We start from the raw sequence: 21,846 nt of genomic DNA on the forward strand, positions 1-21,846 counted from the left end.
GCTTCACGACTTCCTCGATTAAACAAAAAGGCGGCCCGGAGATCTATTGGAATCTCCGGGCCGCTTTCTTATGGATCATTTCAACCTTATTTAGGATACTTCTATTTCACATCATCAAATATGAAGTCTTCATCCTGGATTGGCTCAACATTAAGCGCAATCACATAACCATCACCCTTGACACTGAAGAAGTCATGGTTTTTGGTCGTGGTATCCAGTGCGTTCTCTATAATCGGGTTGAAAGCCTTCTCTTCGAAGTAGGGTTCGAACCCTAGATTGGCGAGTGCCTTATTGGCATTATATTGGATATAATTCAGCACATCTTCAGTCAGGCCGATCTTATCGTACAGGGCTTTTGTATAGGCTTCTTCGTTTGCATAAAGTTCTTTGAGCATTTCGTACATCTCTTTATCGGCACGCTCCTGCTCTTCTGCAGACATATCCCCTTTCATGGATTGGGCATCCAGGCCAGTGAAGACGCCGTGGATGGATTCATCCAGCAGGATCTTCCTGATGATTTCCCCACTTGTCGTCATACGTCCCTGTCCGGCGAGATACAATGGATAATAGAAGCCGGAATAGAATAGGAACGATTCCAGGAATACGCTCGCGACGCGCGCCATATACTGATCGTATACAGATGCTTCGCTGTTGAATAATTTATGGTAGTATCCCACTATTTTAGCTGCCTTGAATTTAAGATGTTCATTCTCAAGCACCCATTCATCGAGGAGCACATTGGTCTCTTTGGAAGGGAGCAGCGTCGAAAATATATGGGAATAGGATTTCGCATGAATCTGCTCCATCATGCCCATGAAAGAGTACACCGCTTTTTTGCGGAGGTCATCAGTATGGAGCATGATGAGCGGCATGCCATCATCGGCCTGATGGGTATCGAGGCCGGTCAGTCCCGCCAATACTTTTTTGAAGGTATCCTTTTCATCTTCCGACATTCCTGCCCATGAAGCCAAATCTTTTGAGACTTTAAACTCCGACTCCACCCACATCTGGGATATATTTTGCCGCCAAAACACATTGGTCATGTCATCTTCTTTGTTCCAGTTAACTGCAATCATTTTAATGACTCCTTTATCCTTGCTCTCTTATATTGAACAGCTGGTGCACTCTTCGACACTGAGCAGTTTATTCCTTGTGTAGTACAGGGATTTCAATCCTTTGTGGTGTGCATATATATAAAGTCTGGCCAATTCTCTAGTCGAGATGTCTGAGTTTACATATAGGATCGTACTGATGCCCTGGTCGATATGCTGCTGGATTGTAGCAATCATGTCAATCAGCTTCATCTGGTCGGTATTGAATGCACTCTTGTAGTACCACATGGTTTCCGGAGACAGGAATGGCATTGGGTAGAATGTTTCAGAATTACCGTAAGTACGGCGCTCGATTGAATCTACAATCGGCATGACTGAGCTCGTTGCATTCTGGACATATGAAATGCTCTGGGTCGGGGCAATCGCAAGACGATAGGCATGGAACAGACCATGTTCTACAACCTCATCGCGGAGCGCCGCCCAATCCTGTTGCGTCGGGATATGGATATCAGTGAAAAGTTCTGCCACTTTATCAAATTCAGGTTCCACAACATCGTTGATGTAGCGTTCGAAATAGGCACCGTTCGCATACTCGGATTTTTCGAAACCTTTGAATGTCTTTTTGCGTTCCTTCGCAATCATCATTGATTTTTCGAGGGAATAGAAGTTAAGCAGCATGAAGAAGACATTCGCAAAATCCCTTGCTTCCGCAGACTCATAATTGATCTTGTTTTTAGCGAGGTAGCCATGTAGGTTCATTGCTCCAAGACCAACGGAATGCAATTCGTCATTCGCCTTTTTGACACCTGGCGCATTGGCGATGGCCGTAGAGTCACTCACTACAGTCAGTGCTTCAATGCCATCATGGACTGATTCCCGTACTTTTCCGGACTCCATCACATTCGCGATGTTCAAGGAACCTAAGTTACATGAAATATCTCTGCGGATCTCATCATCTGTACCATAATCATTGATTGTAGACGTTTCCTGCAGCTGGAAAATCTCAGTGCATAGGTTACTGATTTTTATCTGTCCGATATCCTTAAGCGGGTGCACTTTGTTGGCGTTATCTTTAAACATGATATATGGATAACCCGACTGGAGTTGTGTCTGTGCGATTGTATTGAGCATGTCGCGGGCATCCAGTTTGCGTTTTTTGACGTTGTCATTAGCCACCAGATCCTCATACATCTCATCAAGGTTCATGTCGTCCAGTGATTGACCGTATTCACGTTCTACCGTATGAGGCGCGAACAGATAGAACGGCTGGTTATCCTTAGCAAGATCAAAGAACTTGGATGGGATTACAAGGCCTGTTGAAATCGTAGCCAAACGCAGATCTTCATCAGCGTTCACTTTTTTCGTGTCCAGGAATTCAGGAAGATCATAATGGAAGATATTGAGATAGACGGCACCGGCCCCAGGTCTTTGTCCCAGCTGATCTGCATAGCCAAACCCATTCTCCAGTGATTTAGCTACAGGGAGCACCCCTTTAGCGACGCCTTCGATGCCTTTGATCGCTTCGCCGCGTGCCCGAAGTTTGGAAAGGTTGATCGCAACCCCGCCCCCTATTTTAGATAACTGTTTTGCCGTTGAATCGATATAGTTGATTGAGTTCAGGCTATCGTCGACTTCAAGCAGGAAACAAGAAACCATTTCTCCGCGTCTGGCCCGGCCTGCGTTCAGGAAGGTCGGCGTTGCCGGTTGATAGCGCTGTTCGATCATCGAGAGGATGAAACGTTTCGCACGCTCCTTATCTCCTTTAGCCAAGTAGAGGCTGACGATTACCACATGCTGTTTATAATCTTCAAGATAATATTTTTTATCATTTGTCTTCATTGTATAGTCTTTGAAAAACTTGCTGGCAGCCATATAGCTTTTAAACTTGAATGGAACACTGTCTGCGTATGCTACGATTTCAAGTACATCTTCATCTGTGTACTCCTGGAACAGATCGTAGTAGAAGTCATTGTCCACCAAATAATGCATCCGTTCCAATTCAGAATCGAAATGAATGGTGTTAGCCTTCACTTCCTCCATGAACACTTCAAGTGCTTCCTGGTCCTTATACAATTGGTAAAAGCCCGTTTCATCGCGCTTCGTCACTTCGTTGTTCAACTCAATATGATTGAATTTCTGATCGTCCATAACTTTCATATATAGCTCCTGCCTTTCCAAAGAATTCTTCCCTATCTTTTTGGGTTCCGTGCAGTTCAAACTTCATCAGCAATGGAACATTGTAATTTTCACTTATATCTTCACCTGCACGCGCAAAATTCTCGCCCCAGTTGCGGTTGCCGCTGGATGCGACTGCCATCATAAGGTCGTTGTTGACTTCAAGGAAGGCTTTCACCTCGTTCGGCACTCCCCCGAAACCATAGGTGCTGGTTACCAATATAAATGGCTCATGTATGCGTTCATCTTTGTTTGAAGCACGTATCTCATAAGTATCATAGTCTTCAGCAATTCCAGAACCGTTGATGAAGCGTCTGACGTTTCCAGTCATCGAATAGAATGCAATGATCATGCCACCCCTCCTTTTCCATGCTATCGTAAAAACGGAGCGGACGAACTGGAGTTCGTCTTCATCCATCCTGCATCATTATAATTTTACACGTTTAGTGTTTAAGTTAAACACTATATATTGTGTCTTAGTATTATTCGGTACACAATATATACGTATGACATATCCTATGATGCCATATTGGCATTTAATTTACAATGGCATTAAAAGGAATTTCATTGCGCATAATATCACCTTGACAACTCCAAAGGTGCACCATAAGTATGTTATACTATATCGGAAATTCTTCTAAATTTTTTTGTGTAAAATTCCAGAATGTAAAACCTTGAAATAAAATATAAAGATGGAGTTGGCATAATAATGAACAATACCGTAAAAGGCATCATTGCCTTGCTTATTTCTTCACTTGGATTCAGTCTGATGGCTCTTTTTGTAAAATATAGCGGTGACTTGCCTACTGCCCAAAAAGCATTTTTCAGAAACTTTGTGGCGATGCTCGTCGCCTTGCCCTTTGCATTGTACTACAAAGAAAGACTTTTTGGTCATGGGAGGAACCAGGGGCTTCTGCTCCTCAGATCGTCGTTTGGACTGCTTGGAGTTCTGCTGAACTTCTTTGCCATCGATAAGATGGTGCTTAGTGATGCGGATATACTCAACAAGCTGAGTCCGTTCTTCACCATCATTCTCTGTGCGATCTTCCTGAAGGAATATATACGCAGATATCAGATGACCTCCATCATCATCGCTTTTGCTGGAGCTGTTTTTATAATCAAGCCTTCCCTCTCAAGCGAGACGGTATATGCTCTGATTGCTGTGCTCGGTGCTCTATCTGCTGCAGGAGCCTATACTGTTCTTCGTGTCCTTGGCAGCCGGGAAAAATTCTACACTGTAGTATTTTATTTTTCATTCTTTTCTTCGGTCGCCCTGCTCCCGTTCTTCATATGGAATTTTGAACCAATGACCACTGTGCAGTTTTGGCTGCTCGTATCGGCAGGTATATTCGCTGCGCTTGGCCAATTTGGTCTTACCATCGCCTATAGTTATGCCCCGGCACGTGAAATTTCGATTTTCTTCTATTCCACTATCCTGTATACTGCAATCTTCAGCATCATCTTCTTCAAAGAGGTGCCGGATATGCTCTCCATAGTCGGCTACATCATCATCTTCGGGGCAAGCTACTACATGTTCATGAAGAACAGACCGCCGAAACATTCTAAAATATGACAAGAAACAGCCGGCCAATGGGCCGGCTTATTTATTTCGCCTCTTGCATCTGGCGTTTATAGCTGTTGATTGTTTCAAGAAAATCGGGGCAGTAGTGCTTGAGCTTGTAATTGCCCACACGATGTATATTTACCATGTCCTGCTTGGACTGTGGCGTTTTTTTGGCAAACTCCCGCAGTATATTATCCGTAAATATGTCTTCTTCCCGGACGCCATGCTTTTCAGCAAGATGATACCTCGTTTCTGCAAGCTTGGCAAAAAGAATTTCATTCGGCGAAGATGTGGTACTGATATCGACTTTTTCATTGAAGTGTTTCCTGAAAGGCATGGTGTAGAGGGTGCGTTCGCCTTCCAGGACTACCTTGCTCCTCTCAGCGAGTTCGAGTCCACCTGCCTCCATATGGAGATAGCCCCTGTAGATGAGCTCTTCCAATATATGATTGAGCTCACTCGTCAAATAGTGCGCCATGGTACCGAAAGCAGCTGATTCATCTAGCTGGAAGGCAATCACGTTTTCTGCCATTTCCCCTCTCAACACTTGTATGGTCTGTTCTTTAGTCATCCTCACAGCATTTTGTGACACAGCCTGCATGACAAGCTTGGCTTCAGCTGTCATGTCATATGTGCGCCCCTTCTCCCTGCAGTTTGAACATTGGCCACACTCGACCACATATTCATCTTCATTAAAATATTTGATGATGAAGCTGCTCAGACATTTGCTTGTGCGATTATATTGAATCATGCGGTCAAGCTTAGCCCTCATGTGATCTTTATACTGATCCGTCGAGTTGGAACGGTCTATGAAGAATTGGTGCAGACCGATATCCCGCGGGCTTGACAGCAGTATACACTCACTCGCTGCCCCGTCCCTTCCCGCACGTCCAATCTCCTGGTAATAGCTCTCAAGATCGCCAGGCAGATTATGATGGATGATGAACCGTATGTCGGGTTTATCGATTCCCATGCCGAAGGCGTTCGTCGCCACCGCCAAATCCACTTCCCCATCTATGAACCGCTGCTGATTGCGGTTTCTTTCATCTTTTGCAAGTCCACCGTGATAGATGATGTTATCGATGCCATATTCTTTGAGATGGCCAGACAACTTCTCCACCTCTGCACGTGTTGCTGCATAGATGATACCCGACTCACCACTATGCGCCTCGACATAGGTACGGATGAATTGCTCCCGCTGGTAGGTCGGATTGACACTGAGTTGCAGATTATTGCGGGCCACACTTGTCGTATAGACATTCTGCGGAGCAATGTCCAACAATTCCATTATATTAGTTTGTACTTCTTCTGTTGCAGTGGCGGTCAACCCCATCGTTACAGCATCTGGTATCAATGATTTCAATACGGGTATGATGTTTTGGTAGCTCGGTCTGAAGTCATGGCCCCATTTGGATATGCAGTGCGCTTCATCGAAAGCGACAAGGGACACATTCATGCGTGTAATCATCTGCTTGAACGCTTCATTATTAAAACGCTCAGGAGCCACATATAGAAATTGATAGGCGCCTGCTTCAAGGCCCGCATTTATATGCTCCACTTCCTGTCTTTTCAAGGTGGAATTCAGATAGGCGGCTGGAATACCTTGCCTATTCAACGCTTCCACCTGATCCTGCATAAGAGATATCAACGGGGAGATGACCAACGTCAAACCTTCGAGCTTCAATCCCGGCACCTGGAAAGTAATCGATTTTCCTGAGCCGGTCGGAAGCACTCCAAGGGTATTGTTTCCATGCATTACAGATTCTATGATTTCCCTTTGCTTAGGCCTGAAGTTTTCAAATCCAAAATATTGCTTTAGAGTCTTTTCCATTTCCATAATAATACCATTCCCATTTTTTGCCTTGGTCGGCAACCCTTATTTCTGATATATCATTATACCTTATTTTGCATCCCATTTGTTGTAGAACAAGTCTGCTATCTTACCCGAGGGCAGAAAAAAATCCCAGGCTGCAGCCTGGGCAGAATTCTACATTTTCTCTTTTATCAGTTCTTTTGATAATTTATAGTCAATCGCCTTAAACAGGCTTTTCACCCAAAGATGATGCGCATATAGATTGGCATGGGCATCTTCTGCAGATATGCATTTGAATTGAATTTTAGATCCCGGACGTTTCTGCACAAGTTTGTGCAGATGATAAGAAGGAATCGTCCCTATGTGCGATGCTTTAATGGACGCATCGAAATCGTTCAATGCAAGAAGTGGCTGTTCCTCTGAAATATAGACACCGCCCCGGATACCGGCATGTTCCATATTTTGAGGGGACAGATTGATTCGTCGCCCTTCAAGATGCAGTGCGATGCGATACTCTTCATATTGTACCGTATACTCTCCCTCCTCCAATGCTTCATAGACTGAATCAGGAATATCCGGACGCTTTACAAGATGGTATGTATCCGATATATACACTTCAACCAGGGCGTAGGTGTCGACTCCCCAATTCACTTCGTTATGCCGGTTCAACTTATTGAACAGTTCGTCATGTTGCTGTGTATACTCACGGCACATGAGAACCTCATCCCCAGATTCCAGGATGTTCGAACCCTCAACTTTAATTCCACCGGCTACTGCAAGATACACCCTGTTTCCTCGCGTTGCTTCTTGGAATACAAGTTCGTCCCCTTTATCGAATAGGTATATCCGGTTTACGTAAATGCTACGGTCGCCTGATTTTGCCATAAATTCCGCTCCGGAGAATGCAATTATGGTCGGTTCGGTGAACTTTATCGTGCCTGGGCGTAACGTCATCTCTATCGTCGGCTGATCGACACGATTCCCCACAAGCTGGTTTGCAAGCCTATGTGCCAGACGGTCACATGCACCGTTATAGTGATTATTTTGGTCTGAAGGTCCTGGATCCAAAGTCTGGAGCAACGTCAACATTCCACTATCCTTTATGATCAGACTCATATGGAGATCTCCATCCTTTCGAGAAATTTCTCTGCTTCAATCATGGCTTTATGGCCAGGTTCTATCGTATTCTCCGCTTCCATGATGACTACGGGTGAATATTGAAAGGTAATCGTATTTTCAGTCGTCGACACTTTCGTCAAATATGCATGCCCCCGATCTTCGAACAACCGGACTGCTTGTATCCGCACGGCCTCATCCAGCGCTTCTTCGCTCTGATAGGTGATGTGGCAATCTCCATTGCAAAAAATCATGGTTGCACCTCCTAAAGTTTTATTTATCCTTGTAGAACATTCCTAATTCATCTGCGACGAAGTCCGTCATGCCGCTGATGATAAGTTGAACCAAAAGAATCGCTATAGCTACTCCGATAAATGCAAAAAGTACGCCGATTATTTTAACATTATTTTCAATCAGATACGTCACAATAAAATGTGTGCCAATTACAATCGCAATTATCAATATCATCCATAAAAGGACCATCATGCCTTCACCTCTGAACTTCAAGTTTGACCTCGACCCATTCCCTTAGGCTATTGATCATATATATTTCAATTTCACCTTGCTCATATCGACGGGTGAACTCATCTAAATCATAATCCCTTTCCGATATGACACCATCGTTGATGAGAGATGTGCGCATGACCCCCTCAAGCAGTCCTGTATCGGCTGAAGGAGTGAAATAACCATCCTTTTCCATCACAACCAGGTTCCCGAGATTGAACTCTGTGATTTGACGCTTTTTATTATAATACAAAACGAGAGGAAATTCATTGCTCGCCCCCCCATAGTGATGGCGTATGCTTGTCTTGTTTGATAGGAATTCAGCCGGGCTGTCGATTGCTTCATCGTGGATCTTTGCCTGCATGCGCTCCGTGGCCCCCCTCTCTTCATGGGTGAACGATATTTCTCCACTGTCATCTATCAGCGCCCGTACTTTAAAGACAATGCCTTCTGTTAATGCGTGATGTCGCAAATAGGCGGCGAGGGCTCTTTTGAAATCAGGCTGCCGGAAGCCAAGGCTCCTACTGGAGTGATCTACACGCGCCTCGTGAAGATCTAGTCGCGCTATTTCACCTGACTCAAAACGCATCGTTTCAATCAATTTGTATCTGCCCGCTTCCAAAAAGGCGGTTTTCGCAACAATCTCATCATATTCAGCGGTAGGCAGTGAATCATATGTAATGCCTCCACCTGCCCCGTATTCAAATTGCCCTTCCCTGATATGCAGTGTGCGTATCGGGACGTTGAACACTTGGCTCCGATCTGGATGGATGATCCCTATTGCGCCACAATAGTACCCTCGAGGCGTGCTCTCGAGACGGCTGATGATATCAATCGTCGAACGCTTGGGGGCTCCTGTGATCGAACCGCATGGGAACAGGGCATCGATGATATCAGCAGTACGGCGTCCATCCGTGAGCTGGGCTTCGATCTTCGAAGTCATCTGATAGACCGTTTCATACTGTTCTATTTTAAATAGTTCAGGCACCCTGACACTCCCTCTTTCCGCCAACTTTGACAGATCATTGCGAAGCAGGTCGACAATCATCACATTCTCGGCCTGGTCCTTCTTCGAATACCTGAGAAAATCATAGCTCCTCTGATCTTCCTCGGGATCTCTATACCTTCTTGAAGTCCCTTTCATCGGCCGGGCGCTGATTTTGCCATGTGCATCCTTCTCAAAGAACAATTCCGGTGAGCAGCTGACGATCGTGTCTTCACCATGGTGGATAAAAGCAGCATAATCTCCATTGTTGCGGGAAGTCAATTGTTCAAACAAAGCATGTGCGTTCCCGCTGAAGCCCCCTCTCAGCCGGGTGGTATAGTTGACTTGATATGTATGTCCATCCTTGATGTAATTCCGTATTTCTTCGATGTCCCTCTTGATTTTAGAAGGGGAATCGATGAATTCCGGTCTTCCCATTAAGTAGCCTCCATATTCACCATAGGCGGACTGGAAGACACTCCGTTCCACAGGCGACTCGAACACTCCGATGATGAACGGCCCCCCTTCTTTGGCTTCATAGCTGAGTGACGGGATGATGTAACACCCTTGATCGATATATCTTTCGATGCTTTGGAGTGCTTCCTGCAACGACATATCTTTCTCTGTAAACACTGCTTTTGGATGGGCAAAATAAAGCGGCCGACTATCCGCCTTTCTTTTAAATTTTATATGGACTTGCATTTTCTTCACCTTTCTCCATTTCTTCAATGAAGAGTCTGAGCTGATCAAGACCCCATTCTGAAAGTATCGATTCCGGATGGTACTGCATCCCATAGATCGGCAAACTCTTGTGCCTGATCGCCATGATGTCGCCTTCATCGGTCCACGCCGACACCATGAGCCCCTCCGGCACTTCTCCCAGGCATGTAAGCGAATGGTAGCGCGTTACAGAAAAACGTTCAGGCAAGCCTTTGAAGAGGGTCCCGCCATCATGCGAAATTTCAAATGTATGGCCATGGATGGGACGCGAACCATGCGCCACCCTGCCACCGCACATGTGCCAAAGCATCTGATGCCCAAGGCATACGCCGAGAATGGGCATAGTGCCCCAATACCGTCCGACGAAATCAATGACCTCGGGGCGGGCTCCCGGGTGGGAAGGCCCAGGGGAGATGATCATACCGGCAATGTCTTTCATATCGATGAAGTCTAGCATGGCTGGTGTGATGGTCACAACTTCGATATCCTGCCTCGCCTTTTCCAAATAGTGGATTATATTGTATGTAAACGAATCGTAGTTATCAATCATCAGCAGTTTCATCGGGAGAAAATTCCTTTGCATTTATTTTACATTATTTTAACACACTATCTTTTCTCACAGAAATCCAAAGATGGTCCCTCCAAGCTGAAAAAAAGTGTCATATGTTGTAGAATATATAATAGTATTCCTTTCGAAATACGAAGTAATATGGACTTCACCAAATCTAAAAGCGAGAAGGTTGTAATTTTATGGCACATGATAAAAATAAAATATGGACCAGAGATTTTGTACTTATCGTCATCGTAAATTTCTTCATCTTTACTGCCTTCCAGATGACCCTGCCAACATTACCGCTTTTCGTCAAAGAGATTGGCGCAAGCGATAGATGGGTCGGACTTGTTGTGGGCATATTCACATTTTCTGCTTTGCTCATCCGTCCAAGCGCGGGCAAAATGCTTGATACAAAGGGGCGCGCCCCGGTCTTTCTGACAGGGCTGCTGCTATTTGTCCTCTCAATGTTCTCACTAGCTGCAAGTTTTACTATCGCACTATTGCTCGCAGTCCGCATCATGCAAGGTATAGGTTGGGGACTGTCAAGCACGTCAGCCGGCACCATCGCCACAGACCTTGTCCCTAAGAAAAGACGCGGGGAAGGGCTCGGTTACTATGGCCTCAGTGGTAACATCGCACTCGCTTTCGGGCCGGCTCTTGGACTCTTTCTCGTCGACCAGATATCATTCACTCTGCTCTTTTCAATATGTGGCGTTCTCGGACTTACTGCGCTTATCCTTGCAATAAATATCCGCTATCAAAAGCCCGAAGCTCCCGATAATTCCATAAAGGAAAAGAGCACCTATGTGCCACGATTCGATATTGTCGAGCGTCAGGCATTACCCGCAGCTTCGCTCCTATTCTTCATAACTGTAACATTTGGCGGTATCGCTGCATTCCTCCCCGTCTACACTTATGAGCGGGGCTTCGATCCTACTTTCATCCAATTCTACTTTGTCATCTATGCAGCCTTTCTTATGCTCTCCCGCATAGTCGCGGGAAAATTGTATGACAAAAAAGGAATTACAATCGTGTTCGTACCGGGTGCGCTCGCAATCATTACTGCCATGATACTACTTGGCATTATGGCCACCCCGTATTATCTGTTCATTGCTGCAGCATTATACGGGTTCGGCTTCGGCTGTGTGCAGCCTGCCCTACAGGCTTGGGCTGTGAACCGTGCTGACAACAATCGCCGTGGCATGGCCAATGCGACCTTCTTTTCAGCTTTTGATATGGGGGTTGGACTTGGTGCAATCAGTTATGGATTCATCGCTGAAGCGTTCGGCTACAGCACCATCTATTTCACCAGTGCATTCAGCGTCACATTGTCATTGATACTTTTCCTGTTCATCATGAGACATTACAGGAAAAAAGATAGGATGGCTGCAGATTAATGTTTGCTTTCGCCAACGCGGGGTATATTCCAACTAGAACGATGCATTATTTAATCTGTTAAATTAAATTTGAGCATTATAAGGAGGAAATATCCATGGGTTGGATTATTACATTAATTGTCGGTGGTATCATTGGTTGGCTTGCTGGCCTTATATTAGGTAAAGATGTGCCATTCGGCATTATCGGTAACATCATTGCAGGTCTTGTGGGCGCTTCGATTGCAAATGCGCTGGGACTAAGCTTCGGCCCACAATTGGGTGGCGTCAGCATCCTTGGTGGACTGATCGGTGCAATCATCCTGATTTTGATTGTATCATTCATCATGAAAGCGCTCGGAGGCAACAAAGCATAATAACACTTATGGAAGATCCCCTGTAACGGACGTTACAGGGGATCTTTTTCCTCGTCTTCAATAAGCCATCTTGACTCTTTTGATTCCACTAGCCGCTTCTGTTCACGTTCCTCTTTTATACGGTCAAGCTCCATCTGCATCTGTTTATTCTCAAGAAGGAAATTTTCTTGCTTCAAACGCTCTACTTCCTTCTCCTCCTGAAGTTTCCTTATCGCCATCTTCTCTTTCTTCTGTCTGTGACCGACGTTGATCGCATAAAGTGGAATCGAAAACACTAAGACGACGGGTAATGTTGCTACTATAAATTCTAATATACCCATAGGGCCACCACCTTCATTTAAAACCATCTTATCATATACTGACGGGAATTTTATCGATTTAGCAGTCGATCTTGGAATCTGTTACCCCTTTCAATATAATGGGATGAAAGAGGTGGATGTCCATGGAACTGAATGAAATGAATCTATTGAACGCCTATGAACGAGGATTTATCGATCAAGATGCAGAAAAGGTCGCCCATCATCCTCCACAGATGATCATCAATTCAAAAGAAGAAAATGTCCTGTCTTCCATACTCGATGAGATGGAAGGGTGTGACGCATTCTTCATTTCCGTCGCTTTCATCACTGAGGGCGGCCTTGCTACATTAAAAACAACGTTGCACGAGCTCGCGAAAAGGAATGTAAGAGGAAAAATCATCACCTCTACCTATTTGAATTTCAATAAACCGAAAGTTTTCAAAGCACTACTCAATATTCCGAACATAGATGTCAGAATAGCTGATAAACAGGGATTTCACGCAAAAGGATATGTCTTCAGCAATGCAGCCTATTCCTCCCTCTTCATAGGGAGTTCAAATTTGACGGACTCCGCACTGAAAAAGAATTATGAATATAATCTTAAATTGACAAGCCTTGATAATGGGGCGGTCCTGAACCATTTCAGGGATCAATTCTATTCCTTATGGAATGAAGCCACTCCTGTTGATGCCACTTGGATCATGGAATATGAGCGCATCTATAAAGAACAGCCAGACAAAAAGAAAGTGCTCGAAATCATCGAAGACCGTTCCAAATATCAATACAGGACGTCAGGGGCCGGAGGAATAGCGCCGAATTTCATGCAGCAGGAAGCACTGCACTCCCTCAAACAGCTTAGGGTGAAAGGCCATGATAAGGGCCTTGTGGTATCCGCTACAGGAACCGGCAAGACGTATCTATCCGCCTTTGACGTAAAGCAATTCCGACCAAAACGTATGCTTTTCTTGGCCCACCGTGAGCAGATCCTTGAAAAAGCCAGACAGGATTTCATGACTCTCCTGGAAGACTCGCCTTCCTCATTTGGCGTATTCAGTGGCAATCAAAAATCAACCCACAGTAAATATCTGTTTGCAACGGTCCAGACGATGTCGAATGAAGATACTCTGAGTCAATTCAATCCAGCGGAGTTCGACTATATAATAGTAGATGAAGCACATCGTTCAAGCGCGCGTACATACAGAAGAATCATCAATCATTTCAAACCATCTTTCCTGCTTGGCATGACAGCAACTCCTGAGAGGACTGATGATAATGAGATCTTCGGTCTATTCGACTATAATATCGCTTATGAAATACGGCTCCAAAAAGCTTTAGAGGAAGAAATACTCGCACCCTTCCATTATTTCGGGGTGACTGATTATGAGACGGAAAGTCTCAAAATCGATGATACAAGCGCGTTGTCGGACCTCACCGATACTGAGCGGATCAGGCATCTCCATGAGAAGATCCAATACTATGGATATTCGGGCGAAACGCTTTGTGGGCTGATGTTCGTTTCCAATAAACGAGAAGCCGAGGAGATCAGCCACGCACTCAATTTGCTCGGTTATCGTACTCTTGCATTGACTGGAAGTGATTCACAGGATACACGGAGGAATGCTGTAAGGAGTCTTGAGGATGGTCACCTCGATTACATCGTTACAGTGGATATATTCAATGAAGGAATCGACATCCCTCCGGTCAATCAAGTCGTCATGCTGAGGCAGACACAATCAAGCATCATCTTCATCCAACAACTCGGGAGAGGACTCAGGAAGCACGATGATAAAGAATATCTTACCGTTATAGACTTCATCGGCAACTATAGAAACAATTATATGATTCCGATTGCCCTAACAGGAGATAACTCCTATAGTAAGGATAATTTGAGGCGTTCACTGATTGACCGTACCCCCCTTCAAGGGGTTTCGACCATCAATTTCGAAGCCATCGCAAAAGAGAAAATCTATCAAGCCATTAATGCGTCTTCTTTGGACAACTTGAGGCACTTGAAGGAGATGTATGTATACCTCAAGAATAAAATCGGGAGGAAACCTACACTAGTAGACTTCTACTACGATAAGGATGTGGTCGATCCGATGATCATCCTCAATAAATACAGGCATTACCCGGAATTCCTCCAGAAGATTAAAGAAGAAGATAGCACTCTAGAGGACCGGATGGATAAGATGCTGACTTTCCTTTCGAAAGAACTGACCGGTGGAAAACGCATCGTCGAAATGCATCTGCTAACAGCCCTCATGGAAGGTCCTGTAGATAAGGATGAATTTCAGATGGAGATGCACAAACAAGGATATTACATGTCTGATGCAGTAATGGATTCTGTCATAAGGGTATTTACACTCGAATTTTTCAGGCAACAGGATATCTTGAAATACGGTTATCCCCTCATTCGTCTGGACAACGATTATATACATCCTTCGGCGACACTCGAGTCCGCTCTCCATTCAAAGGTCTTCATGAAGCATTGCAGACAAATCATGGAACTTTCCTTATTGAACAGCAATCAATATGATCAATCCCGGCCATTGACCCTTAACCAGAAGTATTCCAGAAAAGACGTCTGCCGTATGCTGAATTGGCAAAAGGATGAAGCTTCCACAATGTACGGCTATAAACAAAAACACGGGACATGTCCGGTGTTCATCACCTATCATAAAAATGAAGCGGTGGAAGACACCATTAAATACGACGATGAATTCCTTGACCGCCATACGCTCAAATGGTTCACAAGAAGCAACAGGACATTGGCTTCGAAAGAAATCAAATCCATACTCGATGGCCACAAAAATGGGATGCCGATTCATATATTCGTCAAAAAAGATGATGATGAAGGCACTGCCTTCTATTATCTTGGAAAAAGCCGGATTGATTATCGGACTCTGCAGGAAACTGTGATGCCTGGAGCATCCGGCAAACCAGTCGTGACAATGCATATGGTAATGGAATCTCCCGTGGAATATAATATCTATAGATACCTCGATGCGAATGTCGTGAACTAGAACAGCGTCCCCCATATATGGGGGACGCTGTTGTATTATGTTTCTTCATCGTCTTCAATGGTTCGGTTGTGATCTTTTAGGAGTGCCACTTTTTTAATCAGATGGTTATCCATATCAAGGACAATCCATCTATCGTCAGCCGTATCTATCGTATCGTCGATCTCAAGGTCGGTATTGATGCTCTGCAGCCAACCACCTATGGTATCGATATCATCACTATCATTGAAGTTCAGATCGAATTGTTCTTCCAAATCATCAATCAACACCCGCCCAGTGATATGATAGATGTTTTCCTCAACCTTTACAATATCCGGCTGTTCGTCCTCATCAAACTCATCCCGGATTTCCCCGACTATCTCTTCTAGGATGTCTTCCATTGTAATCATCCCGGCCGTGCCACCGTATTCATCGATGATCAACGCGATATGCACACGCTCGCGTTGCATTCTGACCAGTGCATCACTGATGCGTGACACCTCTGTAATCATCGGGATTTCATGTATATGGTCTGCCGGGGTCACTTCTTCATCGGAAACATGGTTCGTCAAAAATTCCCTAACATTTATGAAGCCGATAATCTGATCTTTATCTCCGCTTTCTTCCGTTATGGGGTAACGCGTAAAGTTGTGCTCCTTGATTGTCGCGATGACGTCATCTATATTAACAGGGTCTGCCATTGTGATCATCTGAGTCCTTGGCACCATGACGTCTTTCGCCAACCTCTCATCAAATGAAAATATATTTTGCATATAGGCGAGTTCAGTCTGGTTTATTTCCCCACTCTGATAACTCTGTGTCATTATGATCTTCAGTTCATCTTCTGAGTGAGCTTGCTCAACGGGCACATCTTTAAGGCCAAAGGTCCTGACGAGGAATCTCGCAGTGCCGTTCATCAACCAGATGAATGGTTTCATGATGGCGCCAAAAAAAGCAAGCGGGCCGGAGAGGGCAAGCGCCAACTTTTCAGCACACTGGACTGCAATCGTCTTAGGCGCAAGTTGTCCTATGACGACGTTCAGGAATGTGACTATTACAAAGGCCACACCAATAATCAATGGCGTCGTCAATTGATCGGGCACCCCCAACATTTCGAAGAGCGGCGCCAACACACCAGCAAAAGTGGATTCACCGATCCACCCAAGTGCAAGTGCAGTAACAGTAATACCCAATTGACACGCGGACAGGTAATAATCAAGTTTCCCTGTCATCTTGCGCAAACGCTGTGCTTTTTTATCCCCTTCTTCAGCTAGTTGTTCAATACGCGACATCCGGGCTTTGACAAGTGCAAATTCAGAGCCTACAAAAAACATTGTGAGCAATATAAGTATTATAAAAAAAATCAAGTTCCATAATGTGGTTATATCCAATCAGTTCCCTTTTTTAAAAGGGATTCACCTCCGGTAATATGTGACTGCAATTCTGCGCGGTATGCTTTTTGAAACTATATTTCTGCAGTGGGCCGGCTTTTCAATGGACATATTAATGTTCAGATTCGTCTTCCCAATTGCAGTCACCTCCCAAAAGTTATAATTATGATTATTTTACCATACATCATTTTATGATTGCTACCGTACTTCATTCCTTATCCTTTTGATCAAGGTATAAGGGCCCTTAATATTTATATTGAATTCGCATATAATTGCTTGTATAATAACTGAAGGGACACATGATAAACAGAATGGAGGTTGTCTTTAATGACTAAACCCTCTTTGGACAAGCGCCTCTGCTTTAATGTATATAGTCTGCACCACCAGATCAGCCGCTTCTACAATAAGTCCGTGCTGACAGAAATGGAGATTACTTATCCACAGTTTTTGGTTTTGAATATTTTACTGGATAAGGAACAGGTCAACATCAAAATGTTGGCTGAAACATTGCGGCTCGACACCGGAACCATTTCTCCCCTGATAAAGCGGATGGAACGGCTTGGACTTGTACATCGTTTTAGAAACCCCACTGATCAACGCCTTGTAATCTTGGAGCCTACAGAACATGGTAGAAAAATGGGAAAACAGTTGGAAGAAGCTTTTGAAGCTTTTGATGATGTAATCAGCCTGACAACTGAAGAGGAGTCCCTCTTTCTTGAATATATACAGCATCTCAATGTGAGACTTGCTGAAAAAAATGCAGCCCGGAAATGATTCCGGGCTGCATTTTCTTGTTTGTTCCGACTTACTCATCTTCCCTTGGTAAAGCCAAATCCGATGGTGCCATGACCGGCATGGACACCTGCCACAGTGACGAGTGGTTCTATAACCAATTTGACATCCGGCAGATGTGTTTCCAGTCGTTCTTTCCATTCTTCGGTCAAATCGATGCCACCTGCATAGACAATCGCAATGGTACTTACCGATTTTTCCTTGACATATTCTTCCAATTTTTCCATTACATTATTGATGATTTTCTTTTTTGTACGGATCTTTTCTCCAATGACTACTCTTCCATCATCGAATTCAAGCTTCAAATGGATATTCAATACAGAAGCGAGCATCGATTGTGATGCCGATACTCTGCCACTCTTCCTCATCTGGTTGAAGCTTTTAGGCAACAGATATAATTGAGTGTGGTCGGTCATTCCTTGGATTTCCTTTACCACTTCTTCAATTCCTTTGTCAGATCCTTTCGAGTCGACAGCATGCTCCACCATCTGCTTCATAGGGTAGCTTCCAATACGGGAGTCAATGACATGGACCGGCTTGTCGATGTTTTCAGAAGCACTCAGCGAACTTTGGTAAGTCCCGGTAAGTTCGCTGGATGCATGGATTGCAATGATCGAATCAAATGAGTCATCCATTTCTATCTTCTCATAGATCTCCATGAACTCACCGATTGTCGGCTGCGACGTTTTAGCGCCCTCCCCACTCTGCTTCAGCATATCGTAAATCTCTTCAGTTGTTGCATCAACGCCGTCCCTATAGGCGACTCCGTCGATGATGACAGACATCGGCAATACGAAGACATCATGTTCTTCTGCATACTCTTTTTCTACACCTGAGGAAGAATCCGTCACGATTGCTGTTTTCTTCATCGTCATTTTCCCACTTTCTCTATAAAATAACTGCCATGATTCTATCATGCATATGATTTTATGACTATAAATAATCATTGAAGCGCTGAACAGCCTGAAAAACATGCCCTTTTTCAGCCATCAGACGAGAATAGCTGCCTGATTCTATTATACTGCCCTGTTCCATATAATGAATGTAGTCAAATTCCTCAAGGCGACTTAAGTCATGTGTACTTACAATTACTGTCGGCTGTGACAATATTTGATCCCACATTTTTTGCTTGAGCCTGTCATCTAGCCGCGCTGTCGGTTCATCCATAATCCACCATGACTTATCTTCGGCCAACATTCTTATGAAGTGCAGACGCTTTTGTTCCCCTCCCGATAGCCGGCCGGTGAACTCGATCATTTCTTCTGGTGTATAGTAAGACATTTCCATCAATTCGAGATCTTCGACAACTTCTTCTCTAGTTCTGTTGAGATGACCGAAAAGAGTGACGTTGTCAGTGACTGAAGCATTGTAGAAGTCGAGATGTTGGGGCATGATGGATGCATTTTGAAGTAACGCCTCCTGGCTGACTTCCTCAGAATCGTGACCTAGACGGATTGAAGGACCACCCTCAATGATGCGTTCAAGCAAGGTTGTCTTGCCGGATCCACTGCTGCCGATGATTGCGTGCTTTTCACCACGCCTGAAGTTGGCCGTGATGCCTTTTAGGACATCGACTGAGGCAGTGGCGTAACGATAATCAAGCAGCGTCACATCTATTTGGTCGAGGGAGACATCGTTCGTTATTGTCGGTTTGGGTGACGTCTCAGCGTTGAGTACCCCTACCGCTTCCTTGACTGATCTGTACCGGCTTGCAGGTTGCATGACCGGCATGACGAGATCGAAATAGCTGAGCACCAGCAACATGATCATCGGCACAAGGAGTGGCATGTCTTCATACAGCCAAAATATGATGAACAGGAGTGCCGCAATCTGAAGCAGTTGGGCGATAAACTGCATTGCAGCGTCCGAGAAGGCAATCTTATCTTCTGTTGCTTTTACCCTGGAGATTTCCTGGGAAATCTCTTTTTTCTTATCTTGCATCCTTCCTGTCACAAATAAGTCCGTAAAGTCGTGGATATAGTGGTAGAGACGGCCATAGAGCGCGTCTTCAACACCATTTCTGGCACGCAGATCATTTGTTACCCGCTTTTCAAACATTTTCGGTATGGCATAAAGAAGCACCAGCGCCACAACTGTCGACATGATTACAAATACTGACCCGAAATAGATGGATAGAATGATCAGCAGCATTGATAACAGCAACGCTACTATATACGGATAGACAATGCGGATATAATAATTTTCGACCTCTTCAAAATACTGGTTCAGCCGCTGTATGAATTTAACGCTATGGGTGTCCGCATGATGTTGTATGGCGGCTTTGAAGTAATTCAATCTAAGGCGCCCGATGAGCCTGAATGTCGCATCATGCGAGAGTAGACGCTCAATATATTTGAAGGCGCCTTTCATCATCCCGAAAAACTTGATTACTGCAATGATGAGGACGATTATGAAAAATGGCGGGTCGAAGAAACTGAGGCTGATCATATAGCCACTGAGCCCGAATAGAGAGACCCCCACCAGACCACCTGCAAGGCCGAGAAGGATGCTGTAGAGGATATTTTTCCTTTCACTCTTCAAATATTCCATTACAAAGCCCCTCCCCTTACAATGTTACGGTCGGCGAACGTGTAGTGTATATCAGCAATGTTGAGCAGTTTCCTACGGTGTACCACTGCTATGATGGCACTTTCATGCTTGATTTCATCCAAGTATGAGAGAACCATCTCTTCCGTCGTTGCATCGAGGAACTCTGTAGGTTCGTCCATAATGATGATTTCAGGCTTTCTTATCAGTGCACGCGCCATCTTGAGCCTCACCACTTCCCCGCCTGAGAGGGGGATGTTGTGGTTTACGATTTCAGTATGGATGCCCTGCTCCAGATTGTTCAAGCTTCCCATCAAGTCAAGGCGATTCAATATACTGACGACGTCTTCCTCGCTGTAACGCCCATCAGAAACATAGTCATAGATGGAAGTGTCCGAGAAGTAGACTTCATCGGATATATATCCGATATCATCCGTATGAAGATATAAGGCACCTTCAGTAGGGCGGTGGAGTCCAAGCAACATACGCATGAAGGTACTCTTACCGATGCCGGAAGGACCTGTTATGGCAGTGAGCCCTGTTTTCGGCAAGGATAGATTAACATTTTCCAGAAGCGATAGCTCCCCGTAGCCCATTGAAACACCTTCAAGTCTCACTGCACTCGTTTGAGCATTGAAAATGCGGTACTCTTCGGTTGGTTCTTCCTGGTCGATTAGCACTTCAATACGGTCCAAATGCCCTTGGGCAAGCTTACCATTATGAAATTCGATGCCGAGTACTTTTAATGCATTATAGAACTCAGGCGCCAGCAGCAACGTGAAAAATGCCGCATAGAATGTAATGCCATCAAAAATTATGATCTGCAACCCAACTTCAAGAGCAATGAGTCCAATCCCGAGAATCGTAATGAACTCAAGCATTAAAGTGGATTGGAAGGCATATTTTAAAATATTCATCGTTTCTTTTACATAGCCCGAATTAAATGATCTGAGCCTATCGATGACAGTTTGCTGAGATTGTGTGTAGCGTACCGTATCCTTCCCCCTTATCAGGTTGAGGAAAAGCGTACCAAGCTCGTCGAACTGCGTGGCCTGAGCTTCCGATTCATCCTTCGTACGCAATCCCACAAGGATGTAATACAAAGGTACGAATGGTGCTGTGAATAACATGATGAAAGCAGCATTTTTATGGACGAAGAATGATGCTATGATAATTACTGCTAGTTTGACAGCAGTCTGTATGACAGTGGGGATGAAGACCTTTTCGAAAGGGCGGTATTTCTCCATATGGACAAATACTGCATTGAGCATCGCTTCTGATTGCTTTTTGGTGCCATCCCCGATCTTCTCAATCAACTCGGTGGTCAATGCCTCTATACGGCTGTTTGCAATTTTAGCCGAAGTCACCCTATAGATCATCAACAGCATTGCATAGATGATGAAGAAAAGGCCGGCCAACGTCATCCCTTTAACAGCTGGAGTTTTCTTTTCTATTACAATTTCTTCAAGCACTAGCGAAAGGTTATGTCCAAACAAGACGAAAGCCGCCACGCCCATCATGGACATCAGTGTATACAACAGGATATATTTCTTTGGTATGTTCAGCTTCATAATTATCCTTTCCAT

19 protein-coding genes are annotated in these 21,846 nt (G+C 44.6%); 5 read left to right on the forward strand and 14 right to left on the reverse strand.

The features are described 5' to 3' along the window. Positions 1–101: 101 nt before the first annotated feature. From nrdF to nrdI, 3 genes are read right to left on the reverse strand one after another with little or no spacing between them, the layout of a single operon-like run. Positions 102–1,076 (reverse strand): class 1b ribonucleoside-diphosphate reductase subunit beta, encoded by a 975-nt coding sequence (nrdF, locus tag ACZ5LF_RS09920; protein WP_380569197.1) that lies wholly within the window; start codon positions 1,074–1,076, stop codon positions 102–104. Positions 1,077–1,103: 27 nt separating this feature from the next. Beyond that, positions 1,104–3,209, reverse strand: coding sequence for a class 1b ribonucleoside-diphosphate reductase subunit alpha (nrdE, locus tag ACZ5LF_RS09925; RefSeq protein ID WP_380569195.1), 2,106 nt, complete (start codon positions 3,207–3,209; stop codon positions 1,104–1,106). Further along, a complete protein-coding gene (gene nrdI, locus ACZ5LF_RS09930) occupies positions 3,172–3,579 on the reverse strand; it encodes a class Ib ribonucleoside-diphosphate reductase assembly flavoprotein NrdI (RefSeq protein ID WP_380569192.1) in 408 nt (135 codons plus the stop codon). Before nrdI ends, nrdE begins: the two co-directional genes overlap by 38 nt. A 357-nt stretch (positions 3,580–3,936) precedes the next feature. On the opposite strand from nrdI, the gene ACZ5LF_RS09935 reads away from it, so the two are divergent. Further along, positions 3,937–4,800 (forward strand): DMT family transporter, encoded by an 864-nt coding sequence (locus ACZ5LF_RS09935; RefSeq protein WP_380569190.1) that lies wholly within the window; start codon positions 3,937–3,939, stop codon positions 4,798–4,800. Positions 4,801–4,831: 31 nt separating this feature from the next. Here the strand turns inward: ACZ5LF_RS09935 and recQ are convergent, their stop codons facing one another. The 6 genes from recQ to ACZ5LF_RS09965 form a co-directional block, all read right to left on the reverse strand. Continuing rightward, on the reverse strand, positions 4,832–6,622 hold the full coding sequence (gene recQ, locus ACZ5LF_RS09940; RefSeq protein WP_380569230.1) for a DNA helicase RecQ: 1,791 nt from the start codon (positions 6,620–6,622) through the stop codon (positions 4,832–4,834). A 156-nt stretch (positions 6,623–6,778) separates the two neighbouring features. Then, the gene (locus tag ACZ5LF_RS09945; RefSeq protein WP_380569187.1) at positions 6,779–7,720 is read right to left on the reverse strand and encodes a 5-oxoprolinase subunit C family protein; all 942 of its coding nucleotides are present in this window, start codon (positions 7,718–7,720) and stop codon (positions 6,779–6,781) included. Further along, positions 7,717–7,974 (reverse strand): hypothetical protein, encoded by a 258-nt coding sequence (locus ACZ5LF_RS09950; protein WP_380569185.1) that lies wholly within the window; start codon positions 7,972–7,974, stop codon positions 7,717–7,719. Before ACZ5LF_RS09950 ends, ACZ5LF_RS09945 begins: the two co-directional genes overlap by 4 nt. Positions 7,975–7,993: 19 nt before the next feature. Then, positions 7,994–8,227, reverse strand: a complete 234-nt coding sequence (locus ACZ5LF_RS09955) for a hypothetical protein (RefSeq protein WP_380569182.1) — start codon at positions 8,225–8,227, stop codon at positions 7,994–7,996. Further along, positions 8,211–9,911, reverse strand: a complete 1,701-nt coding sequence (locus tag ACZ5LF_RS09960) for a chorismate-binding protein (protein ID WP_380569228.1) — start codon at positions 9,909–9,911, stop codon at positions 8,211–8,213. Before ACZ5LF_RS09960 ends, ACZ5LF_RS09955 begins: the two co-directional genes overlap by 17 nt. Next, positions 9,889–10,491, reverse strand: a complete 603-nt coding sequence (locus tag ACZ5LF_RS09965) for an anthranilate synthase component II (RefSeq protein WP_380569180.1) — start codon at positions 10,489–10,491, stop codon at positions 9,889–9,891. The genes ACZ5LF_RS09960 and ACZ5LF_RS09965 overlap by 23 nt, the downstream gene beginning before the upstream one ends. A 188-nt stretch (positions 10,492–10,679) precedes the next feature. On the opposite strand from ACZ5LF_RS09965, the gene ACZ5LF_RS09970 reads away from it, so the two are divergent. Further along, the gene (locus tag ACZ5LF_RS09970) at positions 10,680–11,879 is read left to right on the forward strand and encodes an MFS transporter (protein WP_380569177.1); all 1,200 of its coding nucleotides are present in this window, start codon (positions 10,680–10,682) and stop codon (positions 11,877–11,879) included. Positions 11,880–11,974: 95 nt separating this feature from the next. Beyond that, complete coding sequence (locus ACZ5LF_RS09975) at positions 11,975–12,232, forward strand: GlsB/YeaQ/YmgE family stress response membrane protein (protein ID WP_344704576.1); 258 nt, start codon at positions 11,975–11,977, stop codon at positions 12,230–12,232. Positions 12,233–12,264: 32 nt separating this feature from the next. Here the strand turns inward: ACZ5LF_RS09975 and ACZ5LF_RS09980 are convergent, their stop codons facing one another. Then, positions 12,265–12,552: a hypothetical protein gene (locus ACZ5LF_RS09980; protein ID WP_380569175.1), complete on the reverse strand. Its 288-nt coding sequence runs from the start codon at positions 12,550–12,552 to the stop codon at positions 12,265–12,267. Between the two features lie 122 nt (positions 12,553–12,674). Here ACZ5LF_RS09980 and ACZ5LF_RS09985 point away from each other — a divergent pair, with 122 nt between their 5' ends. After that, entirely contained in the window at positions 12,675–15,554 is a 2,880-nt protein-coding gene (locus ACZ5LF_RS09985; RefSeq protein WP_380569172.1) for a DEAD/DEAH box helicase, read from the forward strand. Positions 15,555–15,589: 35 nt separating this feature from the next. On the opposite strand, the gene ACZ5LF_RS09990 is transcribed toward ACZ5LF_RS09985, so the two are convergent. Then, positions 15,590–16,921, reverse strand: a complete 1,332-nt coding sequence (locus tag ACZ5LF_RS09990; RefSeq protein WP_380569170.1) for a hemolysin family protein — start codon at positions 16,919–16,921, stop codon at positions 15,590–15,592. A gap of 327 nt (positions 16,922–17,248) precedes the next feature. Here ACZ5LF_RS09990 and ACZ5LF_RS09995 point away from each other — a divergent pair, with 327 nt between their 5' ends. Next, on the forward strand, positions 17,249–17,695 hold the full coding sequence (locus ACZ5LF_RS09995; RefSeq protein WP_380569168.1) for a MarR family winged helix-turn-helix transcriptional regulator: 447 nt from the start codon (positions 17,249–17,251) through the stop codon (positions 17,693–17,695). 35 nt (positions 17,696–17,730) lie between these two features. Here ACZ5LF_RS09995 and ACZ5LF_RS10000 read toward each other — a convergent pair whose 3' ends face one another. The 3 genes from ACZ5LF_RS10000 to ACZ5LF_RS10010 all read right to left on the reverse strand — a co-directional run bounded on the left by ACZ5LF_RS10000 (position 17,731) and on the right by ACZ5LF_RS10010 (position 21,831). Further along, positions 17,731–18,582 (reverse strand): DegV family protein, encoded by an 852-nt coding sequence (locus tag ACZ5LF_RS10000; protein WP_380569166.1) that lies wholly within the window; start codon positions 18,580–18,582, stop codon positions 17,731–17,733. A 64-nt stretch (positions 18,583–18,646) separates the two neighbouring features. After that, the gene (locus ACZ5LF_RS10005; protein ID WP_380569164.1) at positions 18,647–20,263 is read right to left on the reverse strand and encodes an ATP-binding cassette domain-containing protein; all 1,617 of its coding nucleotides are present in this window, start codon (positions 20,261–20,263) and stop codon (positions 18,647–18,649) included. After that, on the reverse strand, positions 20,263–21,831 hold the full coding sequence (locus ACZ5LF_RS10010; RefSeq protein WP_380569162.1) for an ATP-binding cassette domain-containing protein: 1,569 nt from the start codon (positions 21,829–21,831) through the stop codon (positions 20,263–20,265). Before ACZ5LF_RS10010 ends, ACZ5LF_RS10005 begins: the two co-directional genes overlap by 1 nt. Positions 21,832–21,846 lie beyond the last annotated feature (15 nt).

Source organism: Salinicoccus siamensis, assembly GCF_055391965.1.

Bases quoted from the DNA above. Each gene is read 5' to 3' on its own strand.
- ACZ5LF_RS09995 (WP_380569168.1), top strand. From the start codon at position 17,249: ATGACTAAACCCTCTTTGGACAAGCGCCTCTGCTTTAATGTATATAGT.
- ACZ5LF_RS09935 (WP_380569190.1), top strand. From the start codon at position 3,937: ATGAACAATACCGTAAAAGGCATCATTGCCTTGCTTATTTCTTCACTT.
- ACZ5LF_RS09980 (WP_380569175.1), bottom strand. From the start codon at position 12,552: ATGGGTATATTAGAATTTATAGTAGCAACATTACCCGTCGTCTTAGTG.
- ACZ5LF_RS09960 (WP_380569228.1), bottom strand. From the start codon at position 9,911: ATGCAAGTCCATATAAAATTTAAAAGAAAGGCGGATAGTCGGCCGCTT.
- ACZ5LF_RS10010 (WP_380569162.1), bottom strand. From the start codon at position 21,831: ATGAAGCTGAACATACCAAAGAAATATATCCTGTTGTATACACTGATG.
- nrdF (WP_380569197.1), bottom strand. From the start codon at position 1,076: ATGATTGCAGTTAACTGGAACAAAGAAGATGACATGACCAATGTGTTT.
- ACZ5LF_RS09945 (WP_380569187.1), bottom strand. From the start codon at position 7,720: ATGAGTCTGATCATAAAGGATAGTGGAATGTTGACGTTGCTCCAGACT.
- ACZ5LF_RS10000 (WP_380569166.1), bottom strand. From the start codon at position 18,582: ATGAAGAAAACAGCAATCGTGACGGATTCTTCCTCAGGTGTAGAAAAA.
- ACZ5LF_RS09950 (WP_380569185.1), bottom strand. From the start codon at position 7,974: ATGATTTTTTGCAATGGAGATTGCCACATCACCTATCAGAGCGAAGAA.
- ACZ5LF_RS09965 (WP_380569180.1), bottom strand. From the start codon at position 10,491: ATGAAACTGCTGATGATTGATAACTACGATTCGTTTACATACAATATA.
- ACZ5LF_RS09970 (WP_380569177.1), top strand. From the start codon at position 10,680: ATGGCACATGATAAAAATAAAATATGGACCAGAGATTTTGTACTTATC.
- ACZ5LF_RS09985 (WP_380569172.1), top strand. From the start codon at position 12,675: ATGGAACTGAATGAAATGAATCTATTGAACGCCTATGAACGAGGATTT.
- recQ (WP_380569230.1), bottom strand. From the start codon at position 6,622: ATGGAAAAGACTCTAAAGCAATATTTTGGATTTGAAAACTTCAGGCCT.
- nrdI (WP_380569192.1), bottom strand. From the start codon at position 3,579: ATGATCATTGCATTCTATTCGATGACTGGAAACGTCAGACGCTTCATC.
- ACZ5LF_RS09975 (WP_344704576.1), top strand. From the start codon at position 11,975: ATGGGTTGGATTATTACATTAATTGTCGGTGGTATCATTGGTTGGCTT.
- ACZ5LF_RS10005 (WP_380569164.1), bottom strand. From the start codon at position 20,263: ATGGAATATTTGAAGAGTGAAAGGAAAAATATCCTCTACAGCATCCTT.
- nrdE (WP_380569195.1), bottom strand. From the start codon at position 3,209: ATGAAAGTTATGGACGATCAGAAATTCAATCATATTGAGTTGAACAAC.